This is a genomic window from Sphingopyxis indica (assembly GCF_900188185.1).
Taxonomy (GTDB): Bacteria; Pseudomonadota; Alphaproteobacteria; order Sphingomonadales; family Sphingomonadaceae; genus Sphingopyxis; species Sphingopyxis indica.
Map to the genome: position 1 here is coordinate 105,863 of NZ_FZPA01000010.1, position 17,160 is coordinate 123,022.

Consider the following 17,160-nt stretch of genomic DNA (forward strand, 5'->3'; position numbering starts at 1 on the left):
GAGGCGGCGAGCGATGGCGCTCGCCCGTGCTCCGCGGCCCCGAGGAGATATGCCATGAAAGCCCTGATCGTAACCACTGGCCTGGCAATGTTGTCCGCCCTCGCCACCGCCGCGCCGATGCAGCCGGCCGGCGCGCCGCTGACGCTCACCGATATCCGCTGGGACATATTGCCGCCCGATCGCGGCGCGGGCGACGAGCCGCGGTTGCGGGTGCGCCGCGAGAATTCGAGCAGCACATTGGCGCTCGACGGGTCGCGGCCCGAAACCGACGCCGCGAAGCAGCTGCTCGGCGGCGGCGCCGGCCCGGTTTCCTTTGCGGTCATGCACGAAGCGGGGACGCTCGATTGCAGTGGCCGCCTGTCGCGGCGCTACGAGGGCGACGGCGATTGCCGCTTCACCTCCGATCCCGGTTTCGAGAAGGCGCTTGCGGCGCGCGGACTGGCGCCCGAGCGGCGCCGCGACCTGCTCGCGATGCTGCTCGTCGATGCGACGATCGAGCTTGCCGACGGGCTGACTGCGGCGGGGGTGCGGCCCGAGGAGGGCGACGATCTGATTGCAGCCGCAGCGCTAAACGTGACGCCCGCCTATGTCCGCGCGTTGCGCGCGGCGCCGATGACGCTCGCGTCGATCGACGACGCGGTCGCGTGCCGCGCGCTCGGGATCGACCCCGCCTATGTCCGCGAGCTTGCGGATGCGGGCTATGACGACCTGTCGGCCGAGGACATTGTCGCGATGAAGGCGCTCGGCGTCACCGGCGACTATGCGCGGCGGATGAACGAAGCGTCGGAGGGCGGCCGGTGAAGCGAGCCGCCAGCCTGATCGCGATTGCCCTTTCGCTTTCGGCCGCTCCCCTCCTTGCCCAGGAATCGACGGGCGACGCGCCGCCGCCCTCGGACGGCGAGGCCGCGACGACGACCGGCGCGAGGGGGCAGGTCTATGTTCCCGCCGATTTCGCGCGCTATGCGCCCAAGAACGCGCGCGACATGCTGGTGCAGGTGCCCGGCTTTTCGATCCGCGACAGCGACGAAGTGCGCGGGCTGGGGCAGGCGACGGGCAATGTGCTGTTCAATGGCGCGCGCCCTTCGACCAAGGCCGACAGCATCGACACGCTGCTGACGCGCATCCCCGCGACGGCGGTCGAGCGGATCGAGATCGTCGACGGCGCGACGCTCGATCTGCCGGGATTGTCGGGGCAGGTCGCGAATGTGGTCTTTCGCGCCGACAATTTCTCCGGCCAGTTTTCGTGGAAGCCCGAGTTCCGCCCGCACTATACCGATCCGCTTTTCACCCGCGGCGACATTTCGGTTTCGGGGCGCAAGGGCGACATCGAATATGAGGTGGGGCTGAGCAACGACAACAGCTCGCGCAGCGGCGCGGGCGGGGGCACGGTGATCACCGATGGCGCGGGGACCGTCATCGAGCGGCGCAAGGATATCTGGAACACGCATTACGACACCCCCAAGCTGTCGGGGCGGCTGACCTGGGACCCGGCGGGCGCGGCGATCGGCCATCTGGGGGCGCATTATCAGCGTGAATGGTATCATTATGACGAGGATGGCTATTGGACGTCGCCCACGGGTCCCGACCGCGTCCGCACGATCCGCACGACCGAGGATACATGGAATTACGAGCTGAGCGGCGATTTCCAGTTCGCGCTCGGCCCCGGCAAGCTGAAGCTGATCGCCTTGCGCAGCTTCAGCCACGAGCCCTATTCGCAGGAAGTGGTGCTCGCGCCCGTCGACGGCTCGCCAGCGACCGGCGACCGCTTTACGCAGGTCGGCGACGTCGGCGAGACGATCGGGCGCGGCGAATATCAGTGGAAGATGCTGGGCGGCGACTGGCAATGGTCCGCCGAGGCGGCGTTCAACAGGCTGGGCAATGTCGCGCGGCTCTATACGCTGGACCCCGCGGGCGATTTCGTCGAGCTGCCTTTCCCCGAGGGCACCGGCGGGGTGAGCGAGGATCGCTATGAATCGCTGTTGAGCTTCGGGCGCACGCTCGCGCCGAACCTGTCGGTCCAGCTGGTCGGCGGCGCCGAATATTCGACGCTGACCCAGACCGGCATGAACGGGCTCGAACGCAGCTTCTTCCGGCCCAAGGGATCGCTGACGCTCGCGTGGACGCCCGAGACGGGGATCGACCTGTCGCTGAAGATCAAGCGCGAGGTGCAGCAGCTCGATTTCTACGACTTTCTCGCGCGCGCCTTTCTGGGCGACGGCAACAACAACAGCGGCAACAACGAGCTGAGGCCGCAGCAGGACTGGCGCTATGAGTTCGAGGCGAACATGTCGCTCGGCAAATGGGGGTCGACCAAGGTCCAGCTCGTCTATGTCGATGCCGAGGATTTCGTCGATATCGTGCCGGTGGCGGGCGGCGAATCGGTCGGCAATATCCCCAAGGCGTCGGCGGCGGCGGTCGTGGTGTCGGCGACGATCAACCTCGACCCCGCCGGGCTGAAGGGAATGAAGATCGACGCGAGCGTCGATCTGGAGACATCGAGCCTGATCGACCCCTTCACGGGCGAGAAAAGGTCGTGGAGCGGATTCGAGGACCAGTCGGCCAACTTCTCGTTGCGGCACGACATTCCCGCGAGCGACTGGGCGTGGGGCGTCGCGGCCGATTACGGCCATTATCAGCCGAACTATCGCCGCAACGAAGCCAACCGGACGTGGGAAGGACCTGTTTTTGCTTCGATTTTCGTCGAGAACAAGGATGTGATGGGGCTGACGGTGCGCGCGACCTTCGCCAATGCGATCAATGCGCGGTCGCGGCGCGAGCGGACGGTTTACGAAGGGGTGCGCGGCGCGAGTGCGGTGCTGTTCCACGAAAGCCGCGACCGGCTGATCGGGCCGATCTTCGCCTTTTCGGTGCGAGGGAAATTCTAGGGTCCTGACCCCAAGGGCGACGGGCGCGCACGCCCCGCCGGGGCCGAAAGGCCCGGCGGGGCGGCGTTGACCGCCCCCTTAGAAGGTCAGCAGGTCGAGCAGGGTGAAGACGCCGTTCGGACCGAGCTTGTCGTCGGCGAGCGCGGGCGACCAGGCGCGGTTGCTGCCGAGCCACGCGCGGTCGTCGAGTTCGAGCAGCCCGATGATCGTTTCGGCGACGATGCGCCCGCCGACGGGGCCGAGCCCCTCGCCCTTGTCGAAAGTGCCCGGGCTCGTCTCGCGTCCGATCTCGGCGGCTTCGGTCAGGATATAGAGCCAGAGCGGCGTCGCGCCCGCCAGCGTCGCCGGCGGGCTCGCCGCGGCGGCAAGCGCCTGCGCCTTGTTCGTCACCTTGGCGATCTCGTTCGCCGGCCGGTCGCATGCGTGCGCGACATATTCGCCCGACGGCAGGCGGAAGGCCTGTCCACGCAAGAGGTTGCGCAGCGCGAGCGACTTGACGTCGCCGGCGCCGACGAAGGGCAGGTCGAGCAGGTCGGCGGCGAGCTTGGTATCGAGCTTGTCGGCGCGGTCGGTGCTGGCGCTGCCGAGATCGAGCAGCTGCGGCCATTCGACCACCGCCTTGGCGTCGCCGAGTGGGCTGAAGCCGAAGCCGAGCGTCGCGCCGAAGACGTCGAGCGCGGGCTTGCCGGCCTGGACCTGAATCCGCTGCGGGATCATCGAATGGCCGAAGCGGAAGCCCGCGACCGCGAATTCGACGGGGATGAAGGGGTCGGGCCCGGCCTCCTCTCCGAAAGGACAATCGTCGGGGCGATAGATTTTGCGGCCGCCCGCAAAAATGTCGGCGAGCAGCGGCGCGCCGACCATCGCGCGCAGAAAATCATTCACCACGACCCAGTGATAATGCCACGTCACCGTGCGGCGGCATTGCTCGAACAGATCGTGCCCCGCGAGCCCCTTGGCATGGAGCGTTTCGGCGACGCGGTTGTGGAAGCGGATGAATCCGAGCTGCATCTGCGAGATGACGCGGTTCTCGTCGTTGCGCGGATCGCCGATGATCGCGCGGCCGTGCGCCGAGCGCGCGAGATCCTGCGCGGCAAGCGCCGTGGCGCCGGGCATGTCGGCGCCGGTGAGGATCTTGACCCCATTATATTCGCTGCCCGCGCCGCCCCCCGCGACATTGTGGTAGAGATAGGGCGAGCCGTCGGGGCCGTCGCCGTAGATGCTGTCGAGGTCGAGCGTCGGGGTGCGGAAATTGATCGTCGCCTCGGCCGGATCGAGCCGGGCGAAGCTGCTCGTCAGGTCGAGCGTGATGTCGTGGTCGATGAACTGGCCGAAGAAGATGTGACCGACGGGAATGCCGCTCGTCTTCTTCGCCGGGCCGGTCGATTTCATCGGGCCGTTCTTGTCGGCGATCGCCGCAAGGTCGCGCGGATCGACATAGAGCGGCGGCGCGTGGGGGAACATCCGCCCGAAGCGGTCGGCGCGGTTGACGCTGTGCTCGCACAGATGGTGCAGCCCGGTGAAGTGCTTCATTCCATGATGCGTAGGCATGGCTTCTCCTTCGCCGCGGACGCTGATCCGCGGGCGGCTTGTCGGGTTGAAACGGACACAGGCGCAGCACCGGTCGGCCGCCGGCGACCGTTCGCGGGCCGGGCGGAAAGACGATGCCGATTTTTTGGCAAACCCTGGGGCGGAAAATTACGCCGCGTCCGGCGGCCCGGATAGCATCAATGCGTCATCACGCTGCGGTTTGCCGCAGCGTTCGCACGGCTCGACAGGTTAAATTCGCCTTAGCGAAGGCGCGGCGCCCCTCAGGCGAGAGCGTCGATTGCGGCGAGGTGCGGCGCCTGTTCTTCGGCGTCGAGGAAGGAACCGGTGAAGCCGTTGCACGCGAGCTCGACCAACTCGGCGCGCGACAGGTCGAGCGCGTCGGCGACCGCCTGGTAATTGGCGTTTACGTAACCGCCGAAATAGCTGGGATCGTCGGAGTTGACGGTGGCGTGGAGGCCGGCGTCGAGCATCGCCCTCAGGGGATGGTCGGCGATGGCGCCGACGACGCAGAGCCTGACGTTCGAGAGCGGGCAGACGGTGAGGCACACCCCTTCGGACGCGAGGCGCGCGACGAGCGCGGGGTCTTCGAGGCTGCGGTTGCCATGGTCGATGCGGTCGACCTTCAGCACGTCGAGCGCTTCGCGGACGTATTCGGGCGGGCCTTCCTCGCCTGCGTGCGCGACGAGTTTGAGCCCGAGGCTGCGGGCGCGCGCGAAGACGCGCGCGAATTTCGACGGCGGATGACCGACTTCGGACGAATCGAGCCCGACGCCGGCGATGCGGTCGAGCCATGGCAGCGCTTCGTCGAGCGTCGCTTCGGCCTCTTCTTCGCTCAGATGGCGGAGGAAGCAGAGGATGAGCTTCGACGTGATGCCGTGGCGTTCGCGCGCGTCGTCGAGCGCGCGGGTGATGCCCGCGATGACGGTGCCGAAGGCGACGCCGCGCGCGGTGTGACCCTGCGGGTCGAAGAAGATTTCGGCGTGGCGGACATTGTCGGCGCGGGCGCGGTCGAGATAGGCGGCGGTGAGGTCGTGGAAATCCTGCTCGGTCTGGAGGACGCCCATCCCCTGATAATAGATGTCGAGGAAATCCTGGAGGTTCGAAAAGGCATAGGCGGCGCGCACCTCCTCGACCGAGGCGAAGGGGATGGCGACGCCGTTGCGGCGCGCAAGCGCGAACATCAGCTCGGGCTCGAGCGAGCCTTCGATATGAAGGTGCAGCTCGGCCTTGGGGAGCGCGGCGATGAAGGCGGCGCGCTCGGCGGGCGAGGCGAAGCCGTCAGCCATCGGTGCGCGCCGCCTCTTCGCCGAGGATGATCGCCGCCTCGGGCTTGTGGCGGCGGATTTCGTCGGCGGTGAGTCCGTCGATCTCGTGCGGGAAGATCAGCCAGCGGTCGGTTTCGTGGACGAAATAGTCGGGCACGAGGTCGGTGACGTTGCGGCGCGGCTTGTACCAGACGGTAGCGATGCGGATGTCGCGCGGCATGTTGTAGCGGCAGCGTGCCTTTAGCTCGGCGAGGAAGGCGCGGATGCTGCGCCCCGAATCGAAGACGTCGTCGATCAGCAGCAGGCGGTCGTCGGGGTTCAGCGTGTCGATGAGGTAGCCCAATGCGAACACCTTCACCTGCGGGTCCTGCCGGTCGATGCCGTGGTAGGAGGAGGTGCGGATCGCGATATGGTCGCAGGGCACGCCATGATAGTCGAGCAGCTCCTGCACCGCGATGCCGACCGGCGCGCCGCCGCGCCAGATGCCGACGAGATGCGTCGGCGCGAAGCCGCTGTCGAGCACCTGCCGCCCGAGCCGCATCGAATCGGCGAGCAGTTCGTTCGCGCTGATGAAGATTTTCTCGTCGCTCATGGGCGAGGTCTAACCGCAGGGGCGGGGGCGGGCAAGGCGGGTGGGGGCGGACGCGGTCATTCCTTCTCCCCTCCCGCTTGCGGGAGGGGTCGGGGGTGGGCAGCGACGGCGCAATGACCCACCCCGCTGCGGCTAGCGAGCAAGCTCGCAAGCCTCGCTGCCCCTCCCGCAAGCGGGAGGGGAGGCCAGTTGTCGTTCGATTGGATCTTTGATAACCATATAGGTTATTTTCTATTGACATCGTAACGCTGATATGGCACAAGCAACGCATCATGAAGAATTGCGAGTCGGGCCGGCGCCGTGGGGCGTGCGGCCCGATTGCTTTTGGAGGATGCGGGATGCGGCGCACGAAGCCGAATCGCGCCGAGCGGGCGGGGCGTCCCGGCCGGGCGCAGATGGATGTCTTTCTCGACGAACTCGCTGCGAGCTCGAACGTCGCGGCCTCGGCACGCGCGGCGGGCGTTTCGGCCAACGCGATGTACCGCGAGCGGCGGCGCAACGCTGCCTTCGCCAAGCGCTGGCTCGCGGCATTGTGCGAGGGCTATGCGCGGCTGGAGGCCGAGCTTCTGTCCGAAGCGCTGGTCACGCCGAACGGCAATGTGAAGGAGGCGACGCTGAAGTCGCGCGCGCAGAAATATCGGCTCGGCCTGTCGTTGCTTGCCGCGCATCGCGCCGCGGTGCGCGGCAATATGCCGACGCCGGCGGCGGCAGCGACGGGCGGGGCCGGGAACGCCAAGGCGCGGCTCGCGGCGAAGCTGCGCGCGATGCAGGCGCGGGTGCAGGAGGAGCGCGCGTCGGGCGCCGATGATGATGGGGACGACGGATTTTGAAGCGCGCGATCGATTGGGCGGAGGGACCGCCCCGGGATCTCGACGCATGGTTGCGGCGGCTGAGCGACGAACAGGCCGAGAAATGGCGGACCGACTGGGATTTCTGGCGGCGCGGCGACCAGCGGCCGCCCGCTGGCGACTGGCGCGTGTGGCTGCTCCTCGCGGGGCGCGGCTTCGGCAAGACGCGCACGGGGGCCGAATGGGTGCGCGAACTCGCCGAGACGACGCCGGGGGCGCGGATCGCGCTGGTCGCCGCGTCGCTGCACGAGGCGCGGCAGGTGATGGTCGAGGGCGAAAGCGGGCTGCTGGCGATCGCGCCGAGCTGGGCGCGCCCGGCCTATGAAAGCAGCCTGAGGCGGCTGACCTGGGCGAACGGCGCGGTGGCGACGCTGTTTTCGGCGGCCGAGCCCGAGAGCCTGCGCGGCCCCGAACATGGCGCGGCATGGTGCGACGAAATCGCCAAATGGCCGCACGGCGAGGCGGCGTGGGACAATCTGATGCTGACGATGCGGATCGGCCACGCGCCGCGCGTCGTCGCGACGACGACACCGCGCGCGGTGCCGCTGGTGCGGCGGCTGATGAAGGAAGCGGGCGTCGTTCCGACCGGCGGGGCGACGGGCGCGAACCGGTTCAACCTGTCGGGGCCGTGGCTCGCGGCGATGCAGCGGATTTACGGCGGGACGCGGCTGGGGCGGCAGGAACTCGACGGCGCGATGCTCGAGGATGTCGAGGGCGCGCTGTGGACGCGCGCGCTGATCGAGCGGTGCCGGGCCGGTGCCGATGCGGTCGGCAAGCCGGTGCGCGTCGTGATCGGCGTCGATCCGCCGGCGACGAGCGGCGGCGATGCGTGCGGGATCGTCGTCGCGGCGCTGCTGCGCGATCGCCGGATCGCGGTGGTCGAGGATGCGAGCGTCGCGAAGGCACCGCCGCTCGTCTGGGCGCAGGCGGTCGCCGCCGCCGCGGCGCGCTGGGGCGCCGACCGGGTGGTCGCCGAAAGCAATATGGGCGGCGAAATGGTCGCGGGCACGCTGGCGCAGGCCGATGTGACGCTGCCGGTGCGCGCGGTCCATGCGAGCGTCGGCAAGGCGCGCCGCGCGGAGCCGGTGGCGCTGGCCTATGAGCGCGGGCAGGTGGTGCATGCGGGGGTGTTCGCGGCGCTGGAAGACCAGCTTTGCGGGTTCCAGACGGGCGGCGGCTATGCGGGTCCGGGAAGGTCGCCCGACCGCGGCGACGCGTGCGTATGGGCGCTGGCGGAGTTGCTGGAGGGGGTGCGGAAGGGACGGGAGCCGGGGGTGCGGGTGGTGTAGGAATTATCCCGACGGGATATTTTTTCACTTGACGTTAATAGGACATCTCCTATTTCACGCTCATCAACTTCTTCCCCGTCGGACACGCCGATAGGCCTCCGGCGGGGTTATTCATTTTGGGCCTTTGCAAATTGCAATGTTCCTGACATGTTCCGTTGATGACCGATCAATTACCGTTGATTCGCGCCGTCGCCTTCTTTGACGGCCAAAATCTTTTCCATTCGGCGAAGCAGGCGTTCGGTTACACATGGCCGAACTTCAATCCGAAACTGCTGGCCGCACGTGTATGCGCGGACCACGGTTGGCAGTTGCAACAGACGAGATTCTATACTGGCGTCCCCGACGCCGCCGACAAACCCTTCTGGAACCATTTTTGGAACGCCAAAGCAGCGCAGATGGGTCGGGAAGGCGTATATGTATTTACGCGGCCGCTGAGATATCGAAACAAGATTGTAAGACTGCCAGACGGAACCGAGCATTCATTTCTCGATGGCGATGAGAAGGGAATCGACGTTCGAATTTCGCTCGACGTGATACGGCTCGCGCTGAAAAGAGAGTTCGACGTAGCCATATTATTCTGTCGAGATCAGGATCTGACCGAGGTAGCCGATGAAATCCGCCTGATCGCCAAAGAGCAGGATCGCTGGATCAAGGTCGCATCGGCCTTTCCGCATAGTCCTGCATTTCGAGTCAGGGGGATCGATAAGACCGATTGGATAAAGCTGGACCGCCAGCTTTATGATCAATGTCTCGATAAGCGGGATTATCGTCCGAAATCTGCTCCGTAATTTCAGGAGAACATCATGGACTGGTTTGGCCGCAAGGCTGCGCAGGGGGCTGCGCGGCCTGCTTTGTCGCGTGTGTATGGGACATATGGGATCATGGGGAGCGTGCCCGCGCCGCTGTCGTGGGAGGCGCAGGTGCGCGCCGGTTATTTGGGCAATGCGATCGTGCAGCGTGCCGTGCGGCTCATAGCCGAGGCGGCGGGGTCGGCGCCGCTCGCGGCGAGCGATCCGGCTTTGCTGCGGCTCGTTCAGGCGACGTCGGGCGGGCAGGGGCTGGTCGAGACGCTGGCGTCGCAGCTGCTGCTCCACGGCAATGGCTATGTGCAGATTTTGGCCGACGGCGCGGGGGCGCCGGCCGAGCTGTTTGCGCTGCGGCCCGGGCGGGTGACCGTGGAGGCCGACGCGCGCGGGTGGCCGGTCGCCTATCGCTATAAAGCTGGCGGTAGCGTGGCGGTGCTGCCGGCCGAGGATGGCGCGGGGCGCGTGGCGGTGGTTCATGTGAAGGCGCTGCATCCCCTGGACGATCATTATGGCGCGGGGTGCCTGGGCGCGGCGGCGGGCGCGATCGCGGCGCATAATGCGGCGGCGGCGTGGAATGCGGCGCTGCTGGAGAATGCGGCGCGGCCGTCGGGGGCGCTCGTCCACGATCCGGGCGACAAGGGGATGCCGCTGTCGGCCGAGCAGGTCGACCGGCTGCGCGAGGAGCTGGCCGAGAGTTTTGCGGGCGGCGCGAATGCGGGACGGCCGTTGCTGCTCGAAGGCGGGCTCAAGTGGCAGGCGCTGTCGCTGTCGCCCGCCGAGATGGACTTTCTGGAGCTGAAGCATAGCGCGGCGCGCGAAATCGCCATGGCGTTCGGGGTGCCGCCGATGCTGCTCGGGCTGCCGGGGGATGCGACCTATGCCAATTATCGCGAGGCCAATCGCGCGCTGTGGCGGCTGACCGTGCTGCCCTTGTGCGCGAAGATTTTGGGGGCGATTTCGCAGGGGCTTTCGGGCTGGTTCGAGGATGCGGCGCTGCGCGTCGATCTCGACCGGGTGCCGGCGCTCGCCGAGGACCGGATGGCGCTGTGGCGCGAGGTGTCGGGGGCCGACTGGCTGACGGCCGAGGAGAAGAAGGCGCTGTTGGGGGTGGACTTTCAGCCACCCTCGTCAACCCGGACTTGATCCGGGTTCCACGACTTCGGCGCCGCTGTGGATCCCGGATCAAGTCCGGGATGACGAAAGGAAATCGACATGGACGAGGAAGAGGCGCTGGCGCGGTTGGTCGCGCTGGCGGGGACGAGTGCGGCCGGCGCGGCCGGCGCGGCCGGCACGGCCGATGCGGCGCTGTTGCGCGCGGTCGTCGAGGAGGCGAGCGAGCTGGGGGCGCGGCGGGCGCTCGCGCGGCTGGGGCTCGCCGACGAAGCGGCGCGCGACGACATCGGCGACTTGCGCCAGCTGCTCGGCGCGTGGCGCGATGCGAAGAAGAGCGTGTGGGCGGCGGTGGTCGACTGGGCGGTGCGGGGCGCGCTCGCGCTGGTCGTCGTCGGGCTGGCGGTTAAGCTGGGGCTGCCGGGGCTGCTCAAGTGAGAACGGCGGCTCGGCTTGAAAAGGGTTCACGCGGAGACGCGGAGACGCGGAGAGACGGCCCGATGCGCCCAGGTTCGCCTCCCAACCTGCAATCATTCAAGGCTGTGATGGCGGAAAGCGAAGGGGCGGCTTTGCCGCCCTTTTTCAATCTCCGCGCCTCCGCGTCTCCGCGTGAACCCCTTGCGGTTCGCTTTGCGGGCTATGTCTCGGTGTTCGACAGCGTCGACCGCGGCGGCGATGTCGTGCGCAGCGGGGCCTTTGCGGCGAGTTTGCGCGAGCGCCGCGTGGTGCCTTTGCTGTGGCAGCATCGGCCGGGAGCGGTCGTGGGGGTGATCGAGACGCTGGCCGAGGATGCGCGGGGCTTGCGCGTCGTCGCGCGGGTCACGCATCCGACCGCGGCGGGGCTGGTCGCGCGCGGGGCGCTGACCGGACTGTCGTTCGGATATCGGGTGCGCGGCGCGCGGGGGGCGAACCCGCGTGAATTGCTGGCGCTCGACCTTGCCGAAGTGAGCCTGGTCGCGATGCCGATGCAGCCGGCGGCGCGGGTGATTGCGGTGGAGAGCCTGCCCGTGGGCAGGGAGAGGATTCGCGCAGAGGCGCAGAGAGCGCCGAGGATTTGAGCCTTTGTGCGGCGATGCGGAGACAGGTGGCGAGGGTGGATCTGGGCGGCTTTGCCGCCCTTTTCATTGCTCTGCGGTCTCTGCGCCTCTGCGCGGAATTTTTCCGGGTTCCGGGGTTGTTGGAAGGAGTGAAGCGAATGGACGATTTCGAAGTGAAGGCCGATGCGCTCGAGGGGGCGTTCGACGCGGTGCTGGCGGCGGAGGCGGTCGACGAGCTGAAGGCGTCGGTCGCGGCGCTGAAGGCGCAGGTCGAGCGCCAGGCGGTCGCGGCGTCGCGGCTGCCGCTCGACGGGGCGAAGGCGGCCGATCCGGCGGCGGGTGCCTTTGTCGAGCGCTATCTGCGGCGCGGGATCGACGCGGGGATCGAGATGAAGAGCCTGTCGGGGGCGAGCGGCGGCGAGGGCGGCTATGCGGTGCCGCGCGAGATCGACGGGGCGATCGCGGGCACGCTCAAGTCGCTGTCGCCGATCCGCAGCATCGCGACGGTCGTGCAGACGGGGACGAGCGGCTATCGCAAGCTGATCGCGACCGGCGCGACCGCGGCGGGCTGGGTCGGCGAGACCGCGGCGCGGCCCGAGACGGGCACGCGCAGCTTTGCCGAGATCGCGCCGCCGTCGGGCGAGCTTTATGCCAATCCGGCGGCGAGCCAGGCGATGCTCGACGATGCGATGTTCAACGTCGAGGACTGGCTGACGGGCGAGATCGCGCGCGAATTCGCGGTCGCCGAAGGGGCGGCCTTCGTGAACGGTGACGGGACGAACCGGCCCAAGGGCTTTCTCTCCTATGCCGCGAGCGACGAGGATGATGCGGCCCGCGCCTTCGGGACGCTGCAATATGTCGCGAGCGGCGCGTCGGGCGGTTTTGCGGCGGTGAGCCCGCAGGACGGGCTGATCGAGCTGGTCCACTCGCTGCGCGCGCCCTATCGGCAGGGCGCCTGCTGGGTGATGAACAGCGATACGCTGGCGCGCATCCGCAAGTTCAAGACCTCGGACGGCGCCTTTCTGTGGCAGCCGGGGCTGGTCGAGGGGCAGGCGGCGACGCTGCTCGGCTATCCGGTGGTCGAGGCCGAGGACATGCCGGCGGTCGCCGCCGACAGCCTGGCAATCGCCTTCGGCAATTTCCGCGCCGGTTACCTGATCGCCGACCGCGGCGAGACGCGCATCCTGCGCGATCCGTTCAGCAACAAGCCCTTCGTGCATTTCTATGCAACCAAAAGGGTGGGCGGCGCGATTGTCGATTCGAACGCGATCAAGCTGATGAAATTCGCCGCCAGCTAAGCAGCGCTGGCGCGCGAGGGCGCCCGGCCCGCGCTCCCTGCCCTTTCGGGGGAGGGCCGGGCGTCAACGAATCGGCTGCCAATTCCGCCCATTCCGGCCTGCAAATGGCGCCGTCCCGCGCTTTCCGCTGCTCACGTGCAGAAGCACGCTGCGCTGCGCTGCGGGTCGCGGGACGTCACCATTTTCGGCTCGGACTGACCGAAATTGGCAACCGATTCGGCCGTCGATGGACCCGAGCCAAATTCACGGCCGTCGATCGCTTTTTTCCGACATCTTTGTATTTTCCGAAAGGATGGGCTGGCCATGCCGACGCTTTTCTTTGCCGATCTGGTGCGCGAGCTGTGCGAGGCGGGCGGGACCGGGGCGCTGACGCCGGGCGGCGCAGTGCCGGGGCACCGGCGCTTTGCCGACGCAGTGCCGGTGGATACGCCCTTTCATTATGCGATCGCGGGGATCGCGAGCCCCGATCAGTGGGAAACGGGGCAGGGCCGGATCGACGCGGAAGGGCGGTTGCAGCGCGACAGCGTTGCGGCGTCGAGCGCCGGGGGCGCCATCGTCGATTTCGCGCCGGGGCTGAAGACGATCGCGCTGACCGTCGGCGCCGGCTGGTTCGCGGCGAGCGATGCGACCGCAGCGGCGACGGACGCCGCGCTCGCGGACAAGCAGCCGCTGTCGACGAGCCACGATGCGGTGGCGACGGGGGCGGCGGGCGACCTGGTGACGGTGCGGCGCGCGAGCGGCTGGGTCAATCTGCCGCTGGCCGCGATGGCCTACCTCAGCGACGCGGGGCGGCACGAGCTCGCCGGTCCGCTCGGCGCGCAGGCAGGGACCGCAGCGGCACCCGCGCTCAGTTTTTCGGGCGATCCCGATACCGGCCTGTTCCGGCCGTCGTCCGATGCGCTGGGGTTCGCGGCCGGCGGCGCCGAGAAGGCGAGGATCGACGCGAGCGGCCGGCTGTTGCTCGGCACGACGACGGCGCCGGCCGACCTGGTCGTCGGCGGGGTCAGCGGCGGCGCCAATCGCGCGATCCAGATCGGTTCTTCAGGGCTTATCCGGTTACGGCTGGAAACCTCGGGGGCTTCCGGCACGGGCACCATCGCCGTGACCAACGGCGCGGGCGCGGGAAACATCGTGTTCCGCGCCGGCGACGCTGGCGAACATCTGCGCATCACATCGACCGGCACGGTCCAGCCGGGCGCGAATGCAAGCCAGGACCTGGGCACGAGCGGGACGCGGTGGTTCACCACCTTTACCAATATCGTTTCGGCGGCCTCGTCGAACCTCGTTCTACGCACCGACGCCGGTGAGTGGCGCGTCTCGGCCGCGACGGGCACCTTTTATCCGGGCACCGACAATGCGTTCAACATCGGGGGCGCCGCCAACCGGCCGGCGCAGGTCTATGCCATCACCGGCACGATCAATACCTGCGATGTCCGTGAAAAGCTGTGGCATGGTGGGCCCGGAGAGGCCGAGCGGCGCGCCGGCCGGCGCATCGCTGCCGAACTGGGATTTTTCCAGTGGCTGACACAGATCGAAACGAAGGGCGCCGAAAAGGCCCGGTATCACTTCGGCGTGCGGGCGCAGGCGGTCTGGTCGATCATGGCCGACGAAGGGCTGATCGCGCCGGTCGCCCCCGGCGAGCCGCCCGACAGCCGCTATGCCTTTTTATGCTACGACCGATGGGACGAGGAACGCGACGCCGAAGGGGCGATCGTCCGTGCGGCGGGTGACCGCTTCGGCATCCGCCCCGACCAGCTGGCGCTGTTTCTGATCGCCGCGCAGGAAGCGCGGCTGACGGCGCTGGAGGCAGCGGCATGATCGGCGGAGCGGCGCTGTCGGCGCGGGCGATCGGCGATGCCTCGCGCCGCGAGCTGGCGAGCAGCTGGGGCGGCCCCGATCCGCGCCTCGCCCCGACCGTCGCGCGGCCGCCGCGCGAGCGCGTGCGGCGGCTGATGCTGCACAAACCCTGAAGAAAGGAACGGCGATGACCCTGCTGGTCAAGGATCCGGGGACGCGGATCGACTATGAATTCGACTGGAGCGCCGCCTATCCCGCGGGGCAGGCGGTGACCGCGAGCGACTGGAGCGCCGAGCCCGACGAGGCGGGCGGCGTGAGCGTGGCCGCATCGGCGCACGATCTGTTGCAAAGCACCGTGACCTTGACCGGCGGCATCGCCGGTCGCGTCTATCGCGTCACCAACCGGGTGACGCTGAGCGACGGGCAGATCGACGAGCGTTCGATGAGCGTGCGGGTGGAGGAGCGATGATGGGCGCAATCCTGACGCCGGGCGACGTTCCGGTGAGTTTGAACGAGGCGCGCGGCTGGCTGCGCATGGGGGCGTCGATCGACGATGCGGTCGTCGCACAGCTGATCCGCGCCGCGACCAATATCTGCGAGGCGTTTATCGGGTGCCGGCTGATCGCCGGTGCGGTCGAAGAGGTGCTTTCCGTCGGACCGGGTGCGGTGCAGCTCGGCGTGCGGCCGGTCGTTGGCGTCGACACGGCCGCGTTGCTGTCGGAGGAGGGGAGCGAAACGGCGCTCGGCGATGGCGATTATCGGCTGGCGATCGGGCGCGACGGCACGGGGCGGCTGACGCTGAGCGGCGCGGTTGGCGGCGGGCGGCTGCGCGTCGGCTATCGCGCCGGAATCGCGGCGGGGCCGAACGAGGTGCCCGAAGCGATCCGGCAGGGGATCGTCCGGCTGGTCCAGCATCTGCACGAGGCGCGCGACGGCGCCGGCGGAGGCCCGCCGGCGGCGGTCGCGGCGCTGTGGCAGCCGTGGCGGCGGATGAGCCTGGGCGGCGCGGCATGAGCGCCGAGCAGGCGCTGCGCGCGCGGGCGCTCGGCTTGCTGGCGGAGGATGGCGAGCTTGCCGCGCTGGTCCATGGCGTGTTCGACGGCGTCCCGCGGCGGGGGGCGATGCCCTATGTCGCCGTCGGCGGCGCCGAGGGAAGCGATTGGGGCACCAAGGACCGGGCGGGACGCGAGGTGCGCCTGACATTGACGCTGGCGGGGGTCGACCCCGCGGGACCGGGCGCGGCGGCGGCGCGGATCGAGGCGATCGTGCCGGCGCTGCGCGGCACATCCGACGGATGGCAGATCGTCGCCGCGCGCCTTGTGCGCAGCCGGTTCGCGCTGCGCCGCGAGGGCGGCTGGCGGCAGGACTATGTGCTGCGCTGCCGCTGCCTTGCGGCGTGAGTTAGAGCCTGATCAACTTTCATTGAAGCGTGTGTGCTCCCGCCTTCGCGGGGACACACGAACCCTTGTAAGCGTTTCGCTCAAAGTTGATCGCGCCTAACCCGCCGGCATGGTGTTGGTCTCGGTATAGTCCGTGAACTTCTCGAGGAAGTTCTCGTGATAATCCTCGACCTGCATGTCGGCGTCTTCGGCCGCGTCGGCGTCGGAATCGCCGCTCGCCTTGTCGAGCGCGATCACCGCCTTGCGAAAGGCGTCGCGTTCGGTCTGACAGACGGTCTTGATCGCGGTTTCATAGTCGGCCGGGGCCATTTTGGCCTCGAGCGACTTCTTCATGTCGGCGTGCAGGCATTTGGTGAAGGCGACGCGCGCCGTGGCGACATCGGCGGATGGCGATTGCGCCATGGCGACCAGAAGCAAGCTGGTGATGAGCATCCTCTTTCTCCCCGTTTTTCGGATGATTTGTGTTGAGGAGAATAAACGATGGCAGTCGAAAATGGGAGCGCTTTTCTGCTCAAGATCGGCGACGGGTCGGCGCCCCCCGCCTATCGGACCGTCGCCGGACTGCGCACGACGCAGCTGTCGGTGAACGGCGAAGCGGTGAACGTCACGACCAAGGAATCGGGTGGCTGGCGCGAGCTGCTGTCGGGCGCGGGGGTGCGGTCGGTGTCGGTGAGCGCGGCGGGGATTTTCACCGGCTCCGACGCCGAGACGCGGCTGCGCGCCCAGGCGCTCGCCGGGACGATCGACGATTTCCAGCTGAGTTTCGAGAGCGGCGAGCGGATGGAGGGGCGCTTCCTCGTCACGCGGCTCGACTATTCGGGCGATTATAACGGCGAGCGGCAATATGTGCTGAGCCTGGAGTCGAGCGGCCCGGTGGTGAGCCTGTGAGCGCGGGAGCCAATCCGCTGCGCGGCGAGGCGGAGCTGCGCATCGGCGAAAATATGCATGTGCTGCGGCCGAGCTTTGCGGCGCTGGTCGCCGCCGAGGAGGAGCTGGGGCCGCTGTTCGCGCTGGTCGAGCGCGCCGCCGGCGGCGGGCTCAGGCTCGGCGAGCTGGCGGCGCTGTTCTGGCATTGCCTGCGCGAGCGGCCCGCGGGGCTGACGCGCGAGGCGGTCGGCGAGGCGGTGGTCGCGCAGGGGCTGGCGGCGGTGACGCCGGCTTTGCGGATGCTGCTCGGGCAGATCGTGCGGGGGCGGTGAGGTGGCGGGCGATGAAGGAGCGGCCCACCCCGCTGCGACTAGCGGGCAAGCCCGCAAGTCTCGCTGCCCCTCCCGCGAGCGGG

The 17,160-nt window shown here is 68.5% G+C and carries 20 protein-coding genes; 16 read left to right on the top strand and 4 right to left on the bottom strand.

All coding sequences use genetic code 11. The annotated features are described in order from the left end of the window. Nucleotides 1–54: 54 nt before the first annotated feature. Nucleotides 55–801, top strand: a complete 747-nt coding sequence (locus tag CHB69_RS13800) for a hypothetical protein (protein ID WP_141133990.1) — start codon at nt 55–57, stop codon at nt 799–801. Further along, nucleotides 798–2,885, top strand: a complete 2,088-nt coding sequence (locus CHB69_RS13805; protein ID WP_089216599.1) for a TonB-dependent receptor plug domain-containing protein — start codon at nt 798–800, stop codon at nt 2,883–2,885. The genes CHB69_RS13800 and CHB69_RS13805 overlap by 4 nt, the downstream gene beginning before the upstream one ends. A 78-nt stretch (nt 2,886–2,963) precedes the next feature. Here the strand turns inward: CHB69_RS13805 and CHB69_RS13810 are convergent, their stop codons facing one another. From CHB69_RS13810 to CHB69_RS13820, 3 genes are all read right to left on the bottom strand, one after another. Further along, nucleotides 2,964–4,436, bottom strand: coding sequence for a peroxidase family protein (locus tag CHB69_RS13810; protein WP_089216600.1), 1,473 nt, complete (start codon nt 4,434–4,436; stop codon nt 2,964–2,966). 260 nt (nt 4,437–4,696) lie between these two features. Continuing rightward, nucleotides 4,697–5,722, bottom strand: a complete 1,026-nt coding sequence (locus CHB69_RS13815) for an adenosine deaminase (RefSeq protein ID WP_089216601.1) — start codon at nt 5,720–5,722, stop codon at nt 4,697–4,699. Beyond that, nucleotides 5,715–6,293: a phosphoribosyltransferase gene (locus tag CHB69_RS13820; RefSeq protein WP_089216602.1), complete on the bottom strand. Its 579-nt coding sequence runs from the start codon at nt 6,291–6,293 to the stop codon at nt 5,715–5,717. Before CHB69_RS13820 ends, CHB69_RS13815 begins: the two co-directional genes overlap by 8 nt. Before the next feature lie 338 nt (nt 6,294–6,631). Between CHB69_RS13820 and CHB69_RS13825 the strand changes: the two genes are divergently transcribed. The 12 genes from CHB69_RS13825 (at nt 6,632) to gp17 (ending at nt 15,878) form a co-directional block, all read left to right on the top strand. Next, nucleotides 6,632–7,123, top strand: coding sequence for a hypothetical protein (locus CHB69_RS13825; protein ID WP_089216603.1), 492 nt, complete (start codon nt 6,632–6,634; stop codon nt 7,121–7,123). Then, nucleotides 7,120–8,430: a DNA-packaging protein gene (locus CHB69_RS13830; RefSeq protein ID WP_089216604.1), complete on the top strand. Its 1,311-nt coding sequence runs from the start codon at nt 7,120–7,122 to the stop codon at nt 8,428–8,430. The genes CHB69_RS13825 and CHB69_RS13830 overlap by 4 nt, the downstream gene beginning before the upstream one ends. Before the next feature lie 158 nt (nt 8,431–8,588). Next, nucleotides 8,589–9,218, top strand: a complete 630-nt coding sequence (locus CHB69_RS13835; protein ID WP_089216605.1) for an NYN domain-containing protein — start codon at nt 8,589–8,591, stop codon at nt 9,216–9,218. Between the two features lie 15 nt (nt 9,219–9,233). Then, the gene (locus CHB69_RS13840) at nt 9,234–10,379 is read left to right on the top strand and encodes a phage portal protein (protein ID WP_089216606.1); all 1,146 of its coding nucleotides are present in this window, start codon (nt 9,234–9,236) and stop codon (nt 10,377–10,379) included. Nucleotides 10,380–10,448: 69 nt separating this feature from the next. After that, the gene (locus CHB69_RS13845; protein ID WP_089216607.1) at nt 10,449–10,784 is read left to right on the top strand and encodes a DUF6127 family protein; all 336 of its coding nucleotides are present in this window, start codon (nt 10,449–10,451) and stop codon (nt 10,782–10,784) included. Nucleotides 10,785–10,915: 131 nt separating this feature from the next. After that, on the top strand, nt 10,916–11,404 hold the full coding sequence (locus CHB69_RS13850) for an HK97 family phage prohead protease (protein ID WP_425442431.1): 489 nt from the start codon (nt 10,916–10,918) through the stop codon (nt 11,402–11,404). 137 nt (nt 11,405–11,541) lie between these two features. Further along, a complete protein-coding gene (locus CHB69_RS13855; protein WP_089216609.1) occupies nt 11,542–12,681 on the top strand; it encodes a phage major capsid protein in 1,140 nt (379 codons plus the stop codon). Nucleotides 12,682–12,984: 303 nt separating this feature from the next. Further along, complete coding sequence (locus tag CHB69_RS13860; protein ID WP_089216610.1) at nt 12,985–14,499, top strand: tail fiber domain-containing protein; 1,515 nt, start codon at nt 12,985–12,987, stop codon at nt 14,497–14,499. Beyond that, the gene (locus CHB69_RS20170) at nt 14,496–14,651 is read left to right on the top strand and encodes a hypothetical protein (protein WP_170935563.1); all 156 of its coding nucleotides are present in this window, start codon (nt 14,496–14,498) and stop codon (nt 14,649–14,651) included. The genes CHB69_RS13860 and CHB69_RS20170 overlap by 4 nt, the downstream gene beginning before the upstream one ends. A gap of 14 nt (nt 14,652–14,665) precedes the next feature. Continuing rightward, on the top strand, nt 14,666–14,947 hold the full coding sequence (locus tag CHB69_RS13865) for a phage fiber-tail adaptor protein (RefSeq protein ID WP_089216611.1): 282 nt from the start codon (nt 14,666–14,668) through the stop codon (nt 14,945–14,947). Then, on the top strand, nt 14,944–15,492 hold the full coding sequence (locus CHB69_RS13870; RefSeq protein ID WP_089216612.1) for a head-tail connector protein: 549 nt from the start codon (nt 14,944–14,946) through the stop codon (nt 15,490–15,492). Before CHB69_RS13865 ends, CHB69_RS13870 begins: the two co-directional genes overlap by 4 nt. Then, on the top strand, nt 15,489–15,878 hold the full coding sequence (gene gp17 / locus CHB69_RS13875) for a tail completion protein gp17 (protein ID WP_089216613.1): 390 nt from the start codon (nt 15,489–15,491) through the stop codon (nt 15,876–15,878). The genes CHB69_RS13870 and gp17 overlap by 4 nt, the downstream gene beginning before the upstream one ends. 96 nt (nt 15,879–15,974) lie before the next feature. On the opposite strand, the gene CHB69_RS13880 is transcribed toward gp17, so the two are convergent. Beyond that, nucleotides 15,975–16,310, bottom strand: coding sequence for a hypothetical protein (locus CHB69_RS13880; RefSeq protein WP_089216614.1), 336 nt, complete (start codon nt 16,308–16,310; stop codon nt 15,975–15,977). Nucleotides 16,311–16,358: 48 nt separating this feature from the next. Here CHB69_RS13880 and CHB69_RS13885 point away from each other — a divergent pair, with 48 nt between their 5' ends. Continuing rightward, complete coding sequence (locus CHB69_RS13885) at nt 16,359–16,766, top strand: phage tail tube protein (protein WP_089216615.1); 408 nt, start codon at nt 16,359–16,361, stop codon at nt 16,764–16,766. Further along, entirely contained in the window at nt 16,763–17,077 is a 315-nt protein-coding gene (locus CHB69_RS13890; RefSeq protein ID WP_089216616.1) for a gene transfer agent family protein, read from the top strand. Before CHB69_RS13885 ends, CHB69_RS13890 begins: the two co-directional genes overlap by 4 nt. The last annotated feature ends 83 nt before the right edge of the window (nt 17,078–17,160 follow it).

Excerpts from the sequence above, each read along its gene's own strand:
- CHB69_RS13815 (WP_089216601.1), bottom strand. The coding sequence starts at position 5,722 with ATGGCTGACGGCTTCGCCTCGCCCGCCGAGCGCGCCGCCTTCATCGCC.
- CHB69_RS13880 (WP_089216614.1), bottom strand. The coding sequence starts at position 16,310 with ATGCTCATCACCAGCTTGCTTCTGGTCGCCATGGCGCAATCGCCATCC.
- CHB69_RS13845 (WP_089216607.1), top strand. The coding sequence starts at position 10,449 with ATGGACGAGGAAGAGGCGCTGGCGCGGTTGGTCGCGCTGGCGGGGACG.
- CHB69_RS13855 (WP_089216609.1), top strand. The coding sequence starts at position 11,542 with ATGGACGATTTCGAAGTGAAGGCCGATGCGCTCGAGGGGGCGTTCGAC.
- CHB69_RS13825 (WP_089216603.1), top strand. The coding sequence starts at position 6,632 with ATGCGGCGCACGAAGCCGAATCGCGCCGAGCGGGCGGGGCGTCCCGGC.
- CHB69_RS13860 (WP_089216610.1), top strand. The coding sequence starts at position 12,985 with ATGCCGACGCTTTTCTTTGCCGATCTGGTGCGCGAGCTGTGCGAGGCG.
- CHB69_RS13840 (WP_089216606.1), top strand. The coding sequence starts at position 9,234 with ATGGACTGGTTTGGCCGCAAGGCTGCGCAGGGGGCTGCGCGGCCTGCT.
- CHB69_RS13810 (WP_089216600.1), bottom strand. The coding sequence starts at position 4,436 with ATGCCTACGCATCATGGAATGAAGCACTTCACCGGGCTGCACCATCTG.
- CHB69_RS13820 (WP_089216602.1), bottom strand. The coding sequence starts at position 6,293 with ATGAGCGACGAGAAAATCTTCATCAGCGCGAACGAACTGCTCGCCGAT.
- CHB69_RS13870 (WP_089216612.1), top strand. The coding sequence starts at position 14,944 with ATGATGGGCGCAATCCTGACGCCGGGCGACGTTCCGGTGAGTTTGAAC.
- gp17 (WP_089216613.1), top strand. The coding sequence starts at position 15,489 with ATGAGCGCCGAGCAGGCGCTGCGCGCGCGGGCGCTCGGCTTGCTGGCG.
- CHB69_RS13885 (WP_089216615.1), top strand. The coding sequence starts at position 16,359 with ATGGCAGTCGAAAATGGGAGCGCTTTTCTGCTCAAGATCGGCGACGGG.
- CHB69_RS20170 (WP_170935563.1), top strand. The coding sequence starts at position 14,496 with ATGATCGGCGGAGCGGCGCTGTCGGCGCGGGCGATCGGCGATGCCTCG.
- CHB69_RS13835 (WP_089216605.1), top strand. The coding sequence starts at position 8,589 with ATGACCGATCAATTACCGTTGATTCGCGCCGTCGCCTTCTTTGACGGC.
- CHB69_RS13800 (WP_141133990.1), top strand. The coding sequence starts at position 55 with ATGAAAGCCCTGATCGTAACCACTGGCCTGGCAATGTTGTCCGCCCTC.
- CHB69_RS13865 (WP_089216611.1), top strand. The coding sequence starts at position 14,666 with ATGACCCTGCTGGTCAAGGATCCGGGGACGCGGATCGACTATGAATTC.